Annotated in this window: 24 protein-coding genes; 5 read left to right on the top strand and 19 right to left on the bottom strand. The window is 34.2% G+C overall.

The features are described 5' to 3' along the window. Positions 1-38 precede the first annotated feature (38 nt). The 12 genes from coaD to MHH96_RS14305 all read right to left on the bottom strand — a co-directional run bounded on the left by coaD (position 39) and on the right by MHH96_RS14305 (position 9,114). Complete coding sequence (gene coaD, locus MHH96_RS14360) at positions 39-530, bottom strand: pantetheine-phosphate adenylyltransferase (protein ID WP_047939891.1); 492 nt, start codon at positions 528-530, stop codon at positions 39-41. A 3-nt stretch (positions 531-533) separates the two neighbouring features. Then, positions 534-1,100, bottom strand: coding sequence for a 16S rRNA (guanine(966)-N(2))-methyltransferase RsmD (gene rsmD, locus MHH96_RS14355; protein ID WP_047939890.1), 567 nt, complete (start codon positions 1,098-1,100; stop codon positions 534-536). A gap of 499 nt (positions 1,101-1,599) precedes the next feature. Next, positions 1,600-1,875 carry a YlbG family protein gene (locus tag MHH96_RS14350; protein WP_047939889.1) on the bottom strand — a complete coding sequence of 92 codons (276 nt, stop codon included), beginning with the start codon at positions 1,873-1,875 and terminating at the stop codon, positions 1,600-1,602. A gap of 94 nt (positions 1,876-1,969) precedes the next feature. Then, positions 1,970-2,416 (bottom strand): YlbF family regulator, encoded by a 447-nt coding sequence (locus MHH96_RS14345; protein ID WP_047939888.1) that lies wholly within the window; start codon positions 2,414-2,416, stop codon positions 1,970-1,972. A gap of 74 nt (positions 2,417-2,490) precedes the next feature. Continuing rightward, positions 2,491-2,919, bottom strand: a complete 429-nt coding sequence (locus MHH96_RS14340) for a hypothetical protein (protein WP_152679984.1) — start codon at positions 2,917-2,919, stop codon at positions 2,491-2,493. Positions 2,920-3,012: 93 nt separating this feature from the next. Then, entirely contained in the window at positions 3,013-3,252 is a 240-nt protein-coding gene (locus MHH96_RS14335) for a YlbE-like family protein (protein WP_047939887.1), read from the bottom strand. Positions 3,253-3,265: 13 nt separating this feature from the next. Beyond that, the gene (locus MHH96_RS14330; protein ID WP_235844434.1) at positions 3,266-3,685 is read right to left on the bottom strand and encodes a YlbD family protein; all 420 of its coding nucleotides are present in this window, start codon (positions 3,683-3,685) and stop codon (positions 3,266-3,268) included. Between the two features lie 222 nt (positions 3,686-3,907). Beyond that, entirely contained in the window at positions 3,908-4,765 is an 858-nt protein-coding gene (locus MHH96_RS14325; protein WP_268874792.1) for a CAP domain-containing protein, read from the bottom strand. A 403-nt stretch (positions 4,766-5,168) separates the two neighbouring features. After that, the gene (locus tag MHH96_RS14320) at positions 5,169-5,636 is read right to left on the bottom strand and encodes a DUF420 domain-containing protein (RefSeq protein WP_047939884.1); all 468 of its coding nucleotides are present in this window, start codon (positions 5,634-5,636) and stop codon (positions 5,169-5,171) included. Positions 5,637-5,949: 313 nt separating this feature from the next. After that, entirely contained in the window at positions 5,950-6,867 is a 918-nt protein-coding gene (cyoE, locus tag MHH96_RS14315) for a heme o synthase (protein ID WP_047939883.1), read from the bottom strand. Between the two features lie 426 nt (positions 6,868-7,293). After that, complete coding sequence (locus MHH96_RS14310) at positions 7,294-8,532, bottom strand: FtsW/RodA/SpoVE family cell cycle protein (RefSeq protein WP_047939882.1); 1,239 nt, start codon at positions 8,530-8,532, stop codon at positions 7,294-7,296. Positions 8,533-8,832: 300 nt separating this feature from the next. Next, positions 8,833-9,114 carry a YlaN family protein gene (locus MHH96_RS14305; protein WP_016200976.1) on the bottom strand — a complete coding sequence of 94 codons (282 nt, stop codon included), beginning with the start codon at positions 9,112-9,114 and terminating at the stop codon, positions 8,833-8,835. A 274-nt stretch (positions 9,115-9,388) separates the two neighbouring features. Between MHH96_RS14305 and MHH96_RS14300 the strand changes: the two genes are divergently transcribed. After that, positions 9,389-9,877, top strand: a complete 489-nt coding sequence (locus MHH96_RS14300; RefSeq protein WP_047939881.1) for a hypothetical protein — start codon at positions 9,389-9,391, stop codon at positions 9,875-9,877. 65 nt (positions 9,878-9,942) lie between these two features. Here MHH96_RS14300 and MHH96_RS14295 read toward each other — a convergent pair whose 3' ends face one another. Beyond that, the gene (locus MHH96_RS14295) at positions 9,943-11,271 is read right to left on the bottom strand and encodes a PhoH family protein (RefSeq protein WP_047939880.1); all 1,329 of its coding nucleotides are present in this window, start codon (positions 11,269-11,271) and stop codon (positions 9,943-9,945) included. Between the two features lie 221 nt (positions 11,272-11,492). On the opposite strand from MHH96_RS14295, the gene MHH96_RS14290 reads away from it, so the two are divergent. Beyond that, on the top strand, positions 11,493-12,101 hold the full coding sequence (locus MHH96_RS14290) for a YhcN/YlaJ family sporulation lipoprotein (protein ID WP_047939879.1): 609 nt from the start codon (positions 11,493-11,495) through the stop codon (positions 12,099-12,101). A 70-nt stretch (positions 12,102-12,171) separates the two neighbouring features. Then, the gene (locus MHH96_RS14285; RefSeq protein ID WP_047939878.1) at positions 12,172-12,372 is read left to right on the top strand and encodes a YlaI family protein; all 201 of its coding nucleotides are present in this window, start codon (positions 12,172-12,174) and stop codon (positions 12,370-12,372) included. 52 nt (positions 12,373-12,424) lie between these two features. Here MHH96_RS14285 and MHH96_RS14280 read toward each other — a convergent pair whose 3' ends face one another. The 3 genes from MHH96_RS14280 to typA form a co-directional block, all read right to left on the bottom strand. Next, positions 12,425-12,790 carry a cupin gene (locus MHH96_RS14280; RefSeq protein ID WP_047939877.1) on the bottom strand — a complete coding sequence of 122 codons (366 nt, stop codon included), beginning with the start codon at positions 12,788-12,790 and terminating at the stop codon, positions 12,425-12,427. 108 nt (positions 12,791-12,898) lie between these two features. Then, a complete protein-coding gene (locus MHH96_RS14275; RefSeq protein ID WP_328283082.1) occupies positions 12,899-13,033 on the bottom strand; it encodes a hypothetical protein in 135 nt (44 codons plus the stop codon). A gap of 287 nt (positions 13,034-13,320) precedes the next feature. Next, positions 13,321-15,153: a translational GTPase TypA gene (typA, locus tag MHH96_RS14270; protein ID WP_047943005.1), complete on the bottom strand. Its 1,833-nt coding sequence runs from the start codon at positions 15,151-15,153 to the stop codon at positions 13,321-13,323. 335 nt (positions 15,154-15,488) lie between these two features. Between typA and MHH96_RS25645 the strand changes: the two genes are divergently transcribed. Then, positions 15,489-15,674 (top strand): DUF5325 family protein, encoded by a 186-nt coding sequence (locus MHH96_RS25645; protein ID WP_222125395.1) that lies wholly within the window; start codon positions 15,489-15,491, stop codon positions 15,672-15,674. 12 nt (positions 15,675-15,686) lie between these two features. On the opposite strand, the gene MHH96_RS14265 is transcribed toward MHH96_RS25645, so the two are convergent. After that, positions 15,687-16,487: an inositol monophosphatase family protein gene (locus MHH96_RS14265; protein WP_047943004.1), complete on the bottom strand. Its 801-nt coding sequence runs from the start codon at positions 16,485-16,487 to the stop codon at positions 15,687-15,689. A 411-nt stretch (positions 16,488-16,898) separates the two neighbouring features. Further along, positions 16,899-17,093, bottom strand: a complete 195-nt coding sequence (locus MHH96_RS14260) for a hypothetical protein (RefSeq protein ID WP_047943020.1) — start codon at positions 17,091-17,093, stop codon at positions 16,899-16,901. Between the two features lie 260 nt (positions 17,094-17,353). On the opposite strand from MHH96_RS14260, the gene MHH96_RS14255 reads away from it, so the two are divergent. Beyond that, positions 17,354-17,974: a YktB family protein gene (locus MHH96_RS14255; RefSeq protein ID WP_047943002.1), complete on the top strand. Its 621-nt coding sequence runs from the start codon at positions 17,354-17,356 to the stop codon at positions 17,972-17,974. 140 nt (positions 17,975-18,114) lie between these two features. Here MHH96_RS14255 and MHH96_RS14250 read toward each other — a convergent pair whose 3' ends face one another. Beyond that, positions 18,115-18,387, bottom strand: a complete 273-nt coding sequence (locus MHH96_RS14250; protein WP_047943001.1) for a UPF0223 family protein — start codon at positions 18,385-18,387, stop codon at positions 18,115-18,117. Positions 18,388-18,569: the final 182 nt, after the last annotated feature.

Here is an 18,569-nt window from a genome sequence, read left to right as displayed (position 1 = left end):
AATAAGTCCTTTTTATTCATATTACTGGAGAGTAAGCGTTAGGGACGATTTTTATGAAACTTTGCTCTTAACGCATCATGAACAATCTTTGGGACAAGCTCCGAAATGTCTCCATCATACTTGCTGACTTCTTTCACTATACTTGAACTTAAGAAAGAATATTGATTATTTGTCATAATAAAGAATGTCTCAATATCATCTGATAGAACTCGGTTCATAGAGGTAATCTGCATTTCGTATTCAAAATCTGATACAGCTCGTAATCCTCTAATAATTGCATTCGCTTTTACACTTTTTGCATAATCAATCAAAAGTCCTTCATAGGACGACGCAGAAACATTTTTAATATCTTTTGTTACTTCTCTAATTAACTCTAATCTTTCCTCTACTGAAAAAAAAGGTTTTTTGGCAGAATTATTTAATACACATATGTATACATGGTCAAATACCTTTGCTGATCGTTTAATAATATCAATATGACCATACGTTATCGGATCAAAACTACCTGGGCAAACTGCTATACTAGCCATTTCTTAGTCCTCCATACCATTTTGTAAGGAATAAATAGAAACCGCAATTATTCCGTATTTTTCATGTTTCACTTGTTGAAGTCTGCTAACTGCCTCAGGCAAAGAAATTTCCGAACCGTGTTCACAAACAATAACTCCGTCTTCCTTTAAGAGACCTGCTTCATCAATAAATGTTAGGATTTTTTCTAACTGCTGCTTTTTATATGGCGGATCTAAAAAAATATAATCGAATCTTTTTTCTCTTTTTTGTAATGCTTTTAAAGCACGATCCGCATTATTGCGATATACCTCTGCTTGACTATTTAATTTGCATATAGAAAGATTTTCTTTAATAGTATGTATCGCTTTTCCTTCTTTGTCTACAAAAATAACAAGATCCAATCCTCTACTTAAAGCTTCAATACCTAGTCCACCACTACCAGCAAATAAATCAAGGCCTTCTCCTCCTTGAAAGTATGGGCCTATCATGTTAAAGATGGCTTCTTTGACTTTATCTGTAGTAGGTCTAGTCGAGTTACCAGGCACTGCCTTCAATGGAATCCCCTTATTCTTACCGGAGACAACTCTCATTTCAATCACCACAACCCTAATTTTACTTTAACTGCTTTTACCTTCCCTATCCTACCATAAACCTTATACCGAGCCAACATTTTAAAGATTTTTTACTATTCATACCATGAATAGTTTTATTCCACCTATTAACTAAAAAAGGAGACTATCTTACTTTATCCAAAAAAAATATTTTGATTAGGTATAAGTGTTCCATGGTTGGGGATAATGTAATTAACAGCATCTATTCGAGGATGTTGTTGCCAACCGCGGAGAAGACTTACGTTTCCCCTAAGTTTTCCTCCGGTTTCTCCTCTCCCTTTACCTTCTTTCCTTATGAATAGTAAGGATGTGGAAGGAGCCTGCAGGTATTTGCCTGCAGGCTTTTTTTTACTTCCCTTCTCAATTTATATGGGATTCTATAAAAGAAAAAACAGTATGTATGATGACTTAGTCGCAGAAATAATACTTCTAACTAAGCTTCCATACATACTGTTTTTAATATCTTTTAAGCAAGCTATTAAATTCCCATTTTATAATCATATTCTTTCGCTTTATCTGGCCGCGAATTTTCAAATTCCATTTTTAAAAATGGTTTGTAGGAAGGTTCTACCTTTTTAACAAAAGAATGAGCATTTATTTTTTCCATTATGCTTTCCACGTCACTTTGGTTTGTGTAGAGCACAACATATTTTAACCTTTTGGAAATAAAATGAACATTCCCATATCTTCTTAACATTTTTGCTTGTTTTAGTGAAAATAACCAAACAATGATCCCTTGTCGTTGCCCTAGCATAATTTAACCCCTTTAAATACCATTATTTATCATAATAGCATAGGAAAAGAAAATAGAAAAGCAATGATCATCTGGATCATTGCTTTTAAGTATATTATGCAGAACAACTACAGCTTCCACCACTACCACAACCTCCGGAGCAGCCAGAAAGTTCATCAAAAAATGGATTACCTGTTGGTACTTTAATGAAAGTAGAAACAGAACGCCCAATAATAACGCTAACATCATCTAAAAGCTTTTGTAAACCATTCTCAGCTATTTTAAATGCTGCTACATTATCATCTAAATCCATCTCGCGTTTAAGCTGTCTTATTTCCATCATCACTTTTTTATATTCAGGATGATATTTTCCAAAACGCTGAACTTCTTCATATAGCTCTTTCATTTTGTTAAAAGAATGAATTTTCCGCTGTGTTTCCTTGTTTGATTGTATATTGGCCAAACAAATACGGTATTGTTCTGCAACATCTGATTCTAATATCATTTCAGCAATCTCTTCTGCTTCCTCTTGAATAAGGAGTATTTCAGTTGTCGCAAGCACGTATTCGCTCACCTCCATTTCTTATTCTACATGAAAGACACTAGAAAGAAAAGGTTTGTGATTTCCTTTTTTATCTAACTTTTAATCATTACTTGAAATGACTTTTGGTATTTTGTTGTCTTATTTACTGCATCTATAACAGAAAGATTAATTGTATGGTTTCCTGCTTTCAACCCTTCGATTACAAAGGCTGCAGAAGAATATTCATACTTCTGGCCATCAACTTCTAAAAGTATTTTGCCTAATTTCCCCTGACTATCTTCTCTGAATGAATAGTCTTTTACTCTGCATTCTACAAATACTTTATTTCCCTTCACTAAATGATGCACAACCATCTTTTCCGTATCGCTAGAAGTAATAGAGGCTTGTACAGCCATATTTGATGAGATTACAACATTTACTGCTTCCTTATGAGGTTTTACTTTTGGATCAGGGATATCATTGTGGCACCCTGTTAAAAAGAGAAAAGCAGGAATACAAATCAATCGGATTTTTTTCAACATAAACACTCCTGGTAATTTTAATAATGTTTTATTTTCGGTTAGTATTACCATTCCTGTTTGTTTTACTCGGAGTATTTATTGAATTTTAAAGACTTAGGATTGTGCATTCATTGCCTGAAACATGCTAACCATCATAGACGCCATTTGTACACCATTTGAAAACTTTTCCACGTGATCTGGGATGGTTTTTTTATAATAATGAAGGGAAGCAATCTCAAAGACTTCTAACTGATTTGGATTTCTGCTTAATTCTCTATACCATTGTGGCTGTTCTCGAATAAACTGTTGCAATTCTGCATTCTGCGCAATATATTCTTTAATATTCTGTCTCATATAGTCCTCCTATTTAATCTTTCCTAAAAGAAAATGGTCCAGAAGGTTTTTGTTCAGTTGGCGCAGATGATCCACTAGAACCACTATTTGGAGCGAATTGAGAGATAACACCTTGCAACGTACCTAAAGCTTGGTTTAAGTTTGCCAAATATCCTTGGATTTGATTTTGGTCCATATTTTTTAATGTATCAACAATATTTGACATCCAGACAGTCCGATTACCTGATGCCTCTTCTTCCTTTTGGGTGGACACAGCACTTCCTTCTAATAAACCATCCCATCTAGTATCGTTCGGACCTAATAAATACCAATCCTCATATAATTCCTGTAATGTCACATTCCCACTTCTTGCCTCTTTCAATATTTTTGGGTTTGCTCTTACAAATGCTTTAAATTCTTCTACAGAAGGATGAAGTTTTTTATCAGCCATCATTATTTCACCTCTAATTTGATACATCTGCCTATATTACTTTATGATGGCTTTTAAAAAAATGTGCCTTTCTCTTTAAATTCTCTCTCAAAGCCCTATGACTAACAAGATTGGTTGAAGATAATCAAACCTGCAATGTAATTATCCCCGCCATGCAATAACTCAGGTAAAAAAAACAGCCGACCACTCCTCCGCTGAGTTTGTCGACTGATTGTCTTTCTGCTCTTACCATTTTTCGATAAAATTTTGGGTATAGTATTTATCAAATACTCCTACTCCAAGATGAGTAAATTTCTCATTTAATAAACATTCACGATGACCTTTGCTATTTAGCCAACCTTCCATTACCGCGGGAGCATCTGAATACCCTGCTGCGATATTCTCCCCAGCAACTTGATAAAAGACATCCCCTGCTTTTAAACGATCCTCAAGATCACCATACTTCTCAGATGTATGAGAAAAGTTTTCCGTATCAAACATATCCTTACTATGCCCTAATGCTACTTCCGCAGTAGGCTGATCCCATTCTACTGTATTGAGCTTGAATCTTTTTCTTAATACATTCGTCATATCTAGAATTTGTCGTTCGTTTCCTTCTTGTATTGCTTCATTATTCTTCCCATTACTCTCTGTCTCTAATAATTCTCCCCGATAAACTAACTCGTATGGTCTTAAATGAAGTAACGTTCGAGCATCCATATACCGAATACTTGATAAAGTACCATTAAATTTATCAAAGTATAGCTGTGCATAATAATCACCGATTTGAATGAGAGGGCGGTTATTTATTTCATCCTCCGATAATTCAAAACGGTAGGAAGAATTTTCGTAGTTAAAGCTAATATTGGTTTCAATGGGAGTCATTGTATAAATATCTCCAACTTCTTGTCCAATTTTATAAGGCGTAATATTCACTGAGCTTCCAATTGCATAAATGGTAACTACTTTGTCATCAAGAATTCCAGCTTGAAAATACTTAGAGTCATCCTTATTGAATATCCACCAGTCATATTCATAAGCGGAAGGATCAATTCTCGCTGGCTCCCCATACTTCTTTTTAAGTTCACTTGTACTCTTACCGATTAAACTCCCTAACCCTTCTTTAGGAGTTGGTAAAATTTGCGTATTTTCACTTGCTTCTTTGAGATTATCCTCTACTTTTTTAGGATGATCACCATTTTCAACTAATACATCTGGCTGATTATTATCATCAGTTATACTAAAATAGATTCCAATCGCTGATAATACTGCAATAATTATGACAGTTCTTAATAAAATTTTCAGAGGATTCCCCCCTCTCTAGCATTGTTTCTATTAATATATGTGGCTTTCTTACTAAATAGTATAACTTACTTTAAATAATTTTAATAGAATAAGTAGTTTTTCAATTATGTAAATAAAGTTACATTTAAAACCACCCATTTCTCTCTTAGATAGCAAATAAAAAATGCTTCTATTTTTTAGAAGCATTTTTTACATTTTGATTTTAAAAACCTAATATTGCTTTAATAACAGATGTCGTTTCTCCTCCATGATAAAAAACATAGAGTAGTAAATAAACTGCTGTTCCTGTAATAGCTGTAATAAACCAAATAATACTTGTGATCGGTCCTAACTTTCGGTGCTTTGCATATTGCTGCTTATAACCTGTATATAACATAATGATTCCTAATACAGCACCTATTGTTGCCAAGGTGATATGAAAAATAAGAAATATAGTATAGTAAATCTTAATATCATCTGGTCCTCCAAAAGAAGTGTTACCAATAAAAATCGTTCTTGATGCATAAATGATGAAAAAGATTACCGCAAAAATCGCTGCAAATAACATGACAGTCTGGTGTTGTTGTCTTTTTTTCTGCTTAATTAATCCCCAACCAATCGCTACAAAAATGGCACTTAAAATAATAAACGTAGTACTTATTGTCGGCAATATCGGTAATGTAAATTCCATTTAGCTACCCACTCCATAAAGTATTTACCTCTTTGTTTAACAAACTCCCAAAGTTCCTTTTTCCCATAAGACTGGTTCACAAATTTAGTGTAGGTGACCAAAGCAACCTTGAATGCACACCCTCGATCTTTCTATGAAAGTGAGCTTTGCTTGATCTCCTCTGTCTCACTAATCCCATCGACGTCTATATGTATTCAGACTCCTCCGAATTTCAGGATATTAATGTTTCTTATTGGAAAAAGCATCAAGCTTTAACCAATAAGAAATCAACCATTATTCTCCTGGAATGTTCTCCCCTAAAAACAAATCCTTTTTAGAATAATGTAAATACTACCATTGAGACAAATAATATTGTTAAATATTGAATAGAATAAATGAACATTGCTGTTGCCCATTTGTATTCATCTTGCTTTTTACTTGCACGTATTCCAGTAATAACCCAACCGATATTTAATAATGTTGCTAATATTAAAAATGGAATACCGATTTGGTATAACAAAAATGGCAGTGGAAATAAAGCAATAATCCATATATACGTATGCCTTTTTGCTACCTCAAAACCTTTAACAACAGGGAGCATTGGGATTCCTGCTGCTCGGTACTCTTCTGCTCTTCGAATTGCTAAAGAATAAAAATGTGGCGGCTGCCAAACAAACATAATTAAAAACAAGCTCCAAGCAATAACATGAAGGCCAGGATCAATGGCAGCCCATCCAATTAGTGGTGGAAATGCTCCTGAAAAGCTTCCTATTACGGTGTTAGATACTAGTCGACGCTTTGTCCACATAGTATAGACAACGACATAGCTAAATGCCCCGATTAAAGCAATGACAGTTGCAGTTATTGTTGTTAATAATAAGAATAAAGTACCAATGAAGAGAAAACCAAAACCTAAAACAGCAACTTTTGCAGGCTTCACTTTTCCTGTTACTGTCGGTCTTGTCTTCGTTCTTTCCATTAATGGATCAATATCACGATCGATAAAATTATTTAATACACAGGAACCTGCCATAATTAAGCCTGATCCGATTAGTGTATATAATACTGTATCAATTCGCTCTAAAAACTTTGCATCTGTGAAAACTATTGCAAGCCAGATTCCAGTAAATACAGTGATTAAATTTGAATTTACGATTCCTATTTTAATTAATGCGAGAAAATCCTTCCACGCACTTGTTTCTGATTGTTGATTCGTCAATTTGGCCTCAGGATAAACGCGAGAATTAGCCATTTGATCATGCTCCCCTTTCATTACATAGAAAAAGATATCATACTATATAAAATACCGTTCGTTTCATTGTGTCATTATTCACATTTAAACATCATAGCAATGTTAAAAAAGACTCTTTTGCTATTAAACCATATTTTCATGAATATTTCTCTCTTTTTACGCTAAAAACTTCAGTTGTCACATTATTGGTAAATTTTAACATTTCTCACATCATATTCGAAAGCGTTTTACAAACAAAAAGACACTCTATATATTATAGCCTTTTTTAGCAAGGAAGCAAATGAATCAACCTCTTTCCAATAGCATTCATCTATAAAAAAGATAAAAAACCAAAATCCTGATACGAAATACTTTAATATCTTCGTAAATGATTTTGGTTTTTCTTCAGCTGGAAAACTTATATCCCAGCCATTATTATCTAATTGATTAAAAATGACGGTTTGGCCGTACAAAACCTGAAGTAGGCTGCTTTTTCACTGCTATTTCTGCAACATTCTCTTCTTTATGCTTATAAACTCTTTCATATTTAACGAACATAGAAACATTAACAAGAATCCCCATACCTATGGACAATTGTAATAAAGACGATCCCCCGTAACTAATAAAAGGTAACGGGACACCTGTTAATGGTATTAATCCAGAAACTCCTCCAATATTGATAAAAGCTTGGATTCCTATCATACTGGAAATACCGATTGCTAATAAGCTCCCAAATGGATCTTTACACTTTAGTCCTGTATAAATCCCTCTTAAAACAATATAGCTTAGTCCTACCACTACAAAGCCTACACCAAAAATCCCCAATTCTTCAGCAATTACTGCCATAATAAAATCAGTGTGACCATCTGTTAAGTAACCCAGTTTTTGAACACCTTGACCCAAGCCTAGCCCTTTTAGACCACCAGATCCAATAGCAATAAGAGAGTTACTCATATGGTAACCAGATTCTTGTACAACATCTTCAGCAAAAGGGGAATCCAGAAAAACAAAGATTCTCGCCATTTGCTTTTCAGTGAAAATGCTTTTTCCTGCTAGCTGGAGGATTAAAACAAGTAATAATAGAAACGCCAAGCCAATCAGCACTAACTTGGACAAGTTTTTCCAGTTCATTCCTGAACATAAAATAACCGTAGCACCAATCATAAAAATAATCGCTGCCGTACCAAAATCTGGCTGAAGAATAATCAATGCACAAACAATAACCAAATATGCTAGCGGGGGAACAACTCCCCGATTAAACTCATTTATATACGCCTGCTTTTTAGAATAAATTGCTGATAAATAAATAATCACAGCCAATTTAACAAACTCAGCTGGCTGAAGACTAGCTGTTCCAACTTTATACCAGCTTTGCGCATTTCCAAAAACACTACCGAATAAAAAGATTCCACCTAAAAAAATAATTGAGCCAAATACCATTGGTACTAATATCTTATTGCTTAACAATGCCTTATATGGAAAAATAGCTACTATCACAAAAGCAATCAAGGCAATGATAATATATTTTAGTTGTCTTTTATAAAAAAAATCACTGCTGTCTTCTCCATAATATTGGACTGCCGAAACCATGCTGGCACTATAAATCATAATCAATCCAAATAGAATTAAAAGTACCATTGCTATAATTAATGTATAATCATACGATTTTAATATCTTCTTTATCATTCAACCGCATCCCTTATTCAATCTCCTCATTTAGAGTATTCGTTATGTCTTATCTTTTTCCTGCTGAAAAGGATAAACTTCTAATTTTCATTCTCTTAAAATATTGGGCCGTCTTCTGTTATTTTTGCTAATTATCATAACAAATTACTTATTTTTATCGCTGCTTACGGTCCATTAATAAGTCACTACAAGCTTATGAGATCAAGCGCTTTTGTTCGTATGTACTTCCCTTATTTACAAATAATACACATAGCCACTAAAAAAACTCAAACAATACATGCTTTTGTTTGAGTTTACTTTTTATTTTCTTATAGATGCTTCGTGCAAAATCGATAGCTCTTTTTCCAATTCATCTAAAATTTTCTTACCAACCTGTTCTTCTACTAAACCTAATCGAATAGCAAAATCTATCTCTTTAGACAATCCATACATTTGCGTATCCAAAACCTCTTCATATAGAGGGCATTGTGGCATTGTTAAATTATCCATCTGAACTTTAATTAGTTTTAATATTTTTTCAGCATCTGCTTTCAATAACTCATTTGCTTTTTCTTTATGATTAATAATCATTTCAGAAGTCAATCCTATCCCCCCGTTTCCGAGCGATTATCCTATCTATAAAGTTTAAACTCAACCTAGAAAAATTGCAAGAACAATCCCTTTTAAAAAATTTAAAAGTTTACATTCTATCATCTCAAATGACAGAAAGACAAGAAAAAGCTATACTTAACGTAACAACTGTTTTAATCTGCCAATTAAAATTTAGCCGATATAAAATATTTTCTTTTAGAAGCAGCTACTAATTTGCAGAATTTTTTATACATAACAAAGAACACGTTTACGGAGGAGATATAAAATGGATAGTATTATTCAAGTTTCTGGGTTGGTAAATTTTCCGATTACTATTGATCCTACTGTCTGGATCTTTGATGATCGAAAACAATCAGCTGATACGGTATTTGCCCCAGTTGAAGTAAAGGACGAATTAGAAGCGTATACAAAAGAAGCCTCCAAACACTGGGATCAAGAGATTACAGAGGGAGCCAAAGCCCCAGAGCAATCCACAAAAACCTATAAAAAAGTGGAAATGCTAACCGGTACCTTCTATATGGCTTTAGCTCCCTTTATAAAAAATGCAGAACCGCAGGAAGAGGCAACAACTCTTTTAATCACAACAGAAGAGGCAGAATATGCGATTCCTTTAGAAAAAATCGATTCGATCTTCTTATTATTTTGCGTAAAAGGAAAACCGCTTACAGAAGATGGTCCTGTACATATTTTTGATCAAACAAAAGGCCCAGATCAAACCCCTATCAAAAATATCAGAGCATTTAAAATTACATAATTGTATTCATCCATACATACGCCATCTAGCTATTGGCAGATGGCGTAACAATGTTTTACTGTAAATTATAATAAATCTGCGGCAAGCTGCGCTAAAGAAGATCTTTCCCCTTTAACTAGTTTTACATGACCTGCTAGCGGCTGGTCTTTAAAACGTTCTACTACATAGCTTAATCCATTATTAAAAGCATCTAAATAGGGATGATCAATTTGTTCAGGATCTCCCATCAAAACAATCTTACTACCTTCTCCAACCCTTGTTAAAATTGTTTTCACTTCATGCTTCGTTAGGTTTTGGGCCTCATCAATAATAATAAACTGGTCTGGAATACTTCTTCCTCTAATGTACGTTAATGCCTCCACTTCAATAGATCCCATTCCAGCCAGAATTGCTTCTAACTCTCCTGGTTTCTTTGTATTAAACAAATACTCAAGATTATCAAAAATAGGCTGCATCCACGGACGTAATTTTTCTTCCTTTTCTCCAGGTAGAAAACCTAAATCCTTCCCCATCGGTACAATCGGTCTTGCCACTAATAGTTTTTTGTAGTCTCCAAAATCTTCTGTCTGCATTAATCCAGATGCTAATGCCAATAGTGTTTTCCCTGTACCTGCTTTTCCTATTAATGTCACTAATGGCATATCTTTTTTTAATAGCATTTCAATTGCCATCGTTTGCTGCACATTTCTTGGACGGATTCCCCAAATATGCTCATGATCGAACACTAGCTTTTTAACAAACTTCCGCGATGAATCCACAATTGCTAATGCAGAAGAGGAAGATCCCAATACATCCTTTAAAATAAGAAACTGATTTGGATAGTAATTGCCATTCCCAATTTCCGTAATCGGGAGTTGACCATTTTCATAAAAGTTATTCAACACATCTATGGTTACTTGTACATCCATAAAACCAGTATATAAATGTTCATTTTCTACTACTCGATCACTTAAAAAATCCTCACTCTTCAAACCAATTGCATCTGCTTTTACACGGACAAGTGTATCTTTACTAACAAGAATAACGGTTCGTCCATTTTCTTTTTTACTTTCTTCTATTGATAAATTTTTTGCGACTGCTAATATGCGATTATCATTTGTTTTTTCTACAAATATTTCTTGGAGTTCGTGAAAAGAACGGTGATTTAATTCTATCCGTAAAGTTCCACCATTCTCCAATGGAATTTTATCGTGCAACTTTCCTGACTCTCTTAAGTTATCGATCAATCTAGATATTTGCCTTGCGTTCCTTCCGATTTCATCCATGTACCGTTTTTTGCTGTCTACCTCTTCTAAAGCTACTGCTGGAATTACTACATCATTGTCACTAAAAGAAAAAATAGAATAAGGATCTTGTAACAAGACATTTGTATCCAATACGTAAATTTTACTCAAACCGATGCCCCCTGCTCTAAAACGTCATATATTGCTGCACTTATCCGTGTAACGGAAAGAACCTTGGTAAAATATATGTTTTACCGCATAAAGATAGAAGATATTTTGCACAATAAAGAAAGAGGAAGTGTAAAAAATCGTAAAAATGCTCATTTCCACCTACAAATCAGGGAAATGTACACTTTTAAATGTAGTTCTTCAATATTAAAGGAGGGAATTTTATGAAAAAATGGTTTTTCTTCATCGCAGTCCTTTTTCTTCTTGCAGGATGTACAAATAATAACGCAGAAAATAACCAGCAATCTGAGAATAGAGAAAACAGCCCTCAAGTTACAAATGTAAAAAATTCTACCAACCAAAGGGTTGACCGGAAGACTGGACAGGATATAGCCAAAAGGCTCGTAGCTCTTGCAACAAGCATTGATAATGTTAATGATGCAACAGCGGTAGTAATCGGTAAATATGCGCTCGTAGGAATTGATATCAACGCAGACTTAGATCGTTCTGAGGTTGGTTCAATAAAATATGCGGTAGCCGAGAGTTTAAAAAACGATCCTGATGGCGCTAATGCTGTTGTCATTGCCGACCCTGACATTAATGCAAGACTGAAAGAAATTGGGGAAGATATTCAAAACGGAAAGCCTATTCAAGGCATATTCAATGAATTAGCTGATATTAGCGGCAGACTTATCCCAGAGGTACCAGCGGATATGATTCGAAATGAGCCAGATAGAGATCTCAAAAAACCAGATGAAAAATTGAATGATAAAGAAGAAAAAGAGTTGAAAAATGACCAAGATGAACAATCAAATAATCATATAAGAGATTAAAATTCGATTTTCTATATGATTATATATTATAATGTGCCTATAATCTATTTTATGATTAGAGGTGCAAGTATTGAAAGTTAAATGTGTGATATGTGATAAAATTGAAGATATAGACGAAAACTCCTTTCAGGCAAAACGACTACGAAATCGCCCAATTCATACGTATATGTGTAATGAGTGTGACGATAGAATCGCCAAAAACACAAAAAAAAGAATCGATTCGGGTAACTTTGTTCTTTATCAAAACAAAACTCAAGAAGATGATTGGTAAGTAGACAAGCATTTTAAATAAAAAGAAGATCTTTTACCTAAGGTCTTCTTTTTTATATGTTCTTCTCTTTTAAACGCATCATTAATGCTGGCATTATCTCTTCACTTTCAATAACGATGGCTGTTAACCCTAGATCTGTTTTCGTTTCATGCCATTCCTTTTTATCCCAGTATACCGCATCTCCACTTCTAACTTGAAACCATTCATTCTTTTCTCCTCGAACATAGCCTACGCCGCTAACGATTAACAGAAGTTGTGGTATTACAGCTTGATGTAAACCAATAATCCCATTTTCTTCAAGATACATACATCCAATATGAGCTTCTTTCTTAGTTTCCACTATACGACTCATAATAAAATAGGAATTATATTGAGTGATTTGCTTACCATACTCTTTATTAAATTGAAAAATTTTCATTCTATTCCTCCCTTTCCTTTATTTACTAATTATAAATTAGAGATGGGTTGAAGAAAACACCTAATTTATTTTTGAAAGATGTGCTTGTATTACGATTGGAGATTGGGTTTAACTTATGAGAGCTACGAGAGATGGTCTCCATGACCTTTTACTCTGATTTCTTTGTCCTCCATTTCCTTGATGAACGCCATTTTCTGCTCTCCCCATACTGAATGTGGCTTTCATTCCCTCGATGAACACCATTTTCTACACTCCCAATGCTGAATGTGGCTTTCATTTCCTCGATGAACACCATTCTTCTTCTCTCCCAATGCAAAAACGGAGTTCATTTCCTCCATGAACTCCGTTTCCCTCTCTCACAATTCAAAATAATGAACCCTATTCTTCCAACTTGCTTACAGTCACTGAGGACTCTTCTTTGTTCACACTCACTTTAGTTTTCCTTGCTTGCATTCTCAGTCATATTCCACACCTCCACTCTACTGAATACAAAAAAAGAAGCCATCAATAGATGACTTCCTTATCTTTTATTATTCAGCAGATTTTTTCTTCTTGCCAGCTCTTTCACGTTCTGCTTTATTTAAGATTTTTTTGCGTAAGCGAATAGATTCAGGAGTTACTTCACAATACTCATCTTCGTTCAAGTATTCTAAAGATTCCTCTAAAGTCATAATTCTTGGTTTTTTCATTGTTGCCGTTTGGTCTTTGTTTGCTGAACGGATGTTTGTTGCTTGTTTTACTTTTGTGATATTAACAGTAATGTCATTTTCACGAGTATGCTCCCCAACAATCATTCCTTCGTAAATTTCTGTTCCAGCTTCTACAAAGATAATTCCACGATCTTCTACTTGCATAATTCCATAAGTAGATGATTTTCCAGACTCCATGCTTACTAATACACCTTGACGACGTCCACCAACTTGACCTGATGCCATTGGTTGATAGCTATCAAATGTATGGTTGATGATACCATAACCGCGTGTTAATGTTAAGAATTCAGTGGTATAACCAATTAGTCCACGAGCAGGTACGTTAAAGATTAAACGAACTTGTCCATTACCATTGTTAATCATATCTAACATTTCACCTTTACGAGCACCAATAGATTCCATAACTGCACCTGTATGCTCTTCAGGTACATCAATTTGTACACGTTCAATTGGCTCACAACGAACACCATCAATTGTTTTAACGATAACTTCAGGTTTTGACACTTGAAGCTCGTAACCTTCACGACGCATATTTTCTATCAAGATAGATAAATGAAGCTCCCCACGTCCTGATACTGTCCATGCATCTGGTGAATCTGTATTTTCAACACGTAAACTTACATCTGTTTCTAATTGTGCACGCAATCTTTCTTCAATTTTTCTTGAAGTTAAATATTTACCTTCTTTACCTGCGAAAGGAGAGTTGTTAACTAAGAATGTCATTTGCAGAGTTGGTTCATCAATACGTAAAACTGGAAGTGCCTCTTGATGTTCAAACGGACATACTGTCTCACCAACGTTAATATCTTCCATTCCTGATACTGCGATTAAATCTCCAGCATATGCTTCTTCGATTTCTTGACGCTTCAATCCGAAGAAACCAAAGATTTTGGTTACACGGAACTGCTTAACTGTTCCATCTAATTTCATTAACGCTACTTGCTGTCCAACCTTCATCGTACCGCGGAATACACGGCCGATACCGATTCTTCCAACATAATCGTTGTAATCTAAAAGAGCTACTTGGAATTGTAAAGGCTCTTCACGATTATCAACTGGTGCAGGAATATGATCAACAATCGCATCATATAATGATTGCATGTTTTCATCTTGTTTTTCAGGATTTGTGCTAGCAGTACCATTAATAGCCGATGCGTAGATAACAGGGAATTCTAATTGTTCTTCTGTTGCATCTAACTCAATAAATAAATCTAATACTTCATCAATAACCTCAGCAGGACGAGCAAAGTCACGGTCAATTTTGTTAACAACAACAATTGGAGTTAAGTTTTGCTCTAAAGCTTTTTTTAAAACGAAACGTGTTTGAGGCATACAACCTTCATATGCATCAACAACTAGTAGAACACCATCAACCATTTTCATAATACGCTCTACTTCTCCACCAAAGTCAGCATGTCCTGGTGTGTCTAGGATATTAATACGTTTATCTTTATATTGAATAGCAGTATTTTTCGCTAATATTGTTATTCCACGTTCTCTTTCTAAATCGTTGGAATCCATTGCACGTTCTTCCACATGTTCATTTGTACGGAATGTGCCGGATTGTTTTAACAGCTGGTCAACCAATGTAGTTTTACCATGGTCAACGTGAGCAATAATAGCAATATTACGAATATCTTCTCTAATTTTCAAAAATTTCACTCCTACCTAAATATGTCTATCTGGATTAATTTATTTTTTTAATAATATTATAACTGAGTCATTATATCACATAATTTCACAGAAACCTAAAACCTTTTATAAAAATAACAAATGTAAACGTTATTATTACAAAATAATTTATTTTAGCATCAATTTACGCTTAAATATAACAATTTATTTACATTATCGCTGTTCTTTCCATTCCATACCATAGTATGATAGAGGAGACACAGTTAAAAAATACCCACAACATTCGCTGTGGGATTTCTTTACTATCATATGCTATTATTTATGATAAATATAGACCATAATAAAGGAAGATAAACATGAATTTTGATAATTATCCATATTTTTACTATAACGTTTACGGTACATCTAGTTTTATCAGCATTGGAATATGTATTTTAGAAAAAACGTTAGCTGGCAGTATAATTTGTTTTTGCCTCTTTTGTGGAATTTGGTTCTTAAAATCCAATAAGAAAAAGAAAATGCTACATGTAACCGAAAAATAACTTTAACAACTATTACCAATTTCCTTCTTTTAAATATTTTTGTAGTATTTCATCATGCAATCCAGGTTTGGATGCAAAGAAAGATTGCTGCGTTAATAAATCAAGTGGTTCGTTTCTTAAAGTTGTTACCTTGCCGCCTAGTTCTTCTACCATTATCTTACCTGCTGCATAATCCCAGGGCGATAATCTTAAAGTTAAATAAGCATCCATTCTTCCGGCTGCTATGTACGCTAATTCTAAACAGGCAGATCCAAATGACCTCGTTCCCCTTGACTCTTTTACAAGTGGTTCTAGGATAGTCGGATCAATCCGCTTATTTTTCGTTACCCACGTAGCATTTAATCCGATAATAGCCTCATCCACAGCCGTATCTTTTAAAGGTAATAGCCTTATGTCATTCATAAAAACACCATTTCCCTTTCGAACATGATATAGCTCGTCTGCTACTACATCATATATTAATCCAATCTTTCCTACTCCATCTTCATAAATGCCGATAGAGATGGCAAAATCCCGCTGCATATGGACAAAATTCATCGTTCCATCAATAGGATCAATAATCCAGACTATCCCTTTCAAATCTTCTAGTTCTTCACTTAATCCTTCTTCGCCTAAAATACGATGGGAAGGAAAAACTTTATTGATCTTATTAATCAAAAATTCTTCTGTCCCCTTATCTATTTGGGTAACCAAGTCATTTTTATTTGATTTCGTTTGGATAATGAGCTCAGACGAAAATGACTTGATAATTCTTGCCCCTGCCTCTTTTATCCATTCTTTCGCATATTTATCGATTTCCAGCCAATTTGTCATCTTCTCAACCCTTCTTTACTTTCTTTTTTCATCGTTTCCTATATTTTAACTTAGATTATCCCTAAACATACTTCTAAAAAAATCTATCCTTCTTCTATATAGTATCATAAAACAAGAAAATTCTATGAATACAGTTTTTTTGGATAACTTATGAATTTTGTTTCTTAAAGTCTATTACTAGGAGCCCAAGCATAAACATATTTTCCTTTCCAATCCTTTTCTTCACTGCAGTTACAATCCACATTCAAACTGCGCAGTATTTCTAAAGCACATTTGCCTATTGAAAACAGCTTGATATATTAGTTATTGTGAAATCATATGGTATGCAAAATCATGCAGCTGACTTTATAGGAATGAAAGGTTGCTTCCTATAGAGTCAGCTGCATGATTACCTATCAGCTTATTCATTAGTTATAATGCTTTAAGTCTTAGAAGTTCCTGTCTAATTCTTTCTAATTTTTGCTTACTTAATTTTTTTTGTTTTTCATCCTTTTCATTCATTGCATCGAATAAGGTAGCCAATTCATAATCCATTTCTAGACGAAGAACAGCCTTTTTTTCCTTTTCCACTTCCATTTTCTTCGCTAAATTCATCAATTGTTTCACTGACAGAACACCCCTTTCATCGACTTGCATTTCTGTTGATTTCATATATATTATGTGGAAACTAATTAGCTTGCTCCTTTTTTGTGCTATAACCCAGCGCAATCCAAATTCCTTCATAATATTATTTATGTATGCTACAATATTTGCGAAAAGGCTAGCTAAGATGAAGCTACATTTAAGTGACTAAATAGCTTACTTGATTTTATATACAGTATTTACCCGTAAACAGTAGAGATAAACTAAAAAGGAGATAAGAAATAATGTCATTCACTGGTTTTACACAAAAAGATTTTGATACCTTTACAATTGATGGACTAGATGCTCGAATGGAAGCGATCCAGGAAAGAATTCAGCCAAAGTTTCGTGAAATTGGCACACAGCTTACTGAACAGCTTTCTGGAAAGCTTGGCATGGAAATGTTCCTACATATCGCAAAGCATGCAAGACGAACAGTTAACCCGCCAAAGGATACTTGGCTTGCCATCGCAAATAATAAACGAGGCTACAAACAGCATCCACATTTCCAAGTCGGCTTATTTGATGACCATCTTTTTATATGGTTAGCATATATATATGAACTTCCAAAAAAGAAAGAAATCGCTGAAGGTTTTTTGGCAAATTACAAGCTTTTGCAGTCCACTTTACCACAAGATTATGTTCTTTCCATGGACCATATGCAAAAGGATGCAGTTAAAATTGGAGAAACAAATTTAGAGGCAGCTTTAACAAGATTCCGTGATGTGAAAAAAGCCGAATTTTTAGTTGGTCAGAGAATTGCTGCTGGAGATTCTATTCTATCAAATGGAGAGGAACTGCTTGCATTAATCGAAAAAACTTATGATACATTGCTTCCCCTTTATAAATTATCATTGGAGTATTAGATTGGGATTAGCTAAAAAAAGAGGCCGATATCTACAGCCTCTTAGACTGTAAGCAAACTAAAATCTGTGGTTTGTTTACAGTTTTTTTATTATTATCTTCTAGCAGAAAGTTATAAGCAATAAAATTCAATATTCCTTGCCTATGCCATCTTTATTCGAATATCATCTGCAGATTCTTTCGCCTTTTTGATTGTTCGATAAGTTGAATAGCCACTTACTTCTTCAAATTCATCACAAACTTTCTTTTCTTGCGCTTTTCCCGGGACAATTTTTTTAAAGGCGCGGTATTGCTCCATTAATTCTGCCTTCTCTACCCCTTTTTCATATGCTTTCTCAATGCATTCAAAAAATTTAATGACTGTAATAATTTCATCCGTTGACCAATCAATATCGATTGGGTATTGATAATCCATATTTCCACATCCTATTATATTGAAGTTTTTCAGATAAAAACTATTGTAATTTAAGTAGCTAAGAAAGTAAAATATGGATCCTTATTCCTGTTCTTTTCCTTTGTTAGATAAACTGTAAAAAGAAAAAATAGGAATAAAAAATAATTCTTTTTCCTATAGTGAAAACTAATTGTATGCAAAGA

This window comes from Niallia sp. FSL K6-0212, assembly GCF_038007605.1.
Lineage (GTDB): Bacteria > Bacillota > Bacilli > Bacillales > Cytobacillaceae > Niallia > Niallia circulans.
The sequence above is the reverse complement of the archived record's forward strand: the minus strand, read 5'-3'. Positions and strand labels throughout refer to the sequence as shown.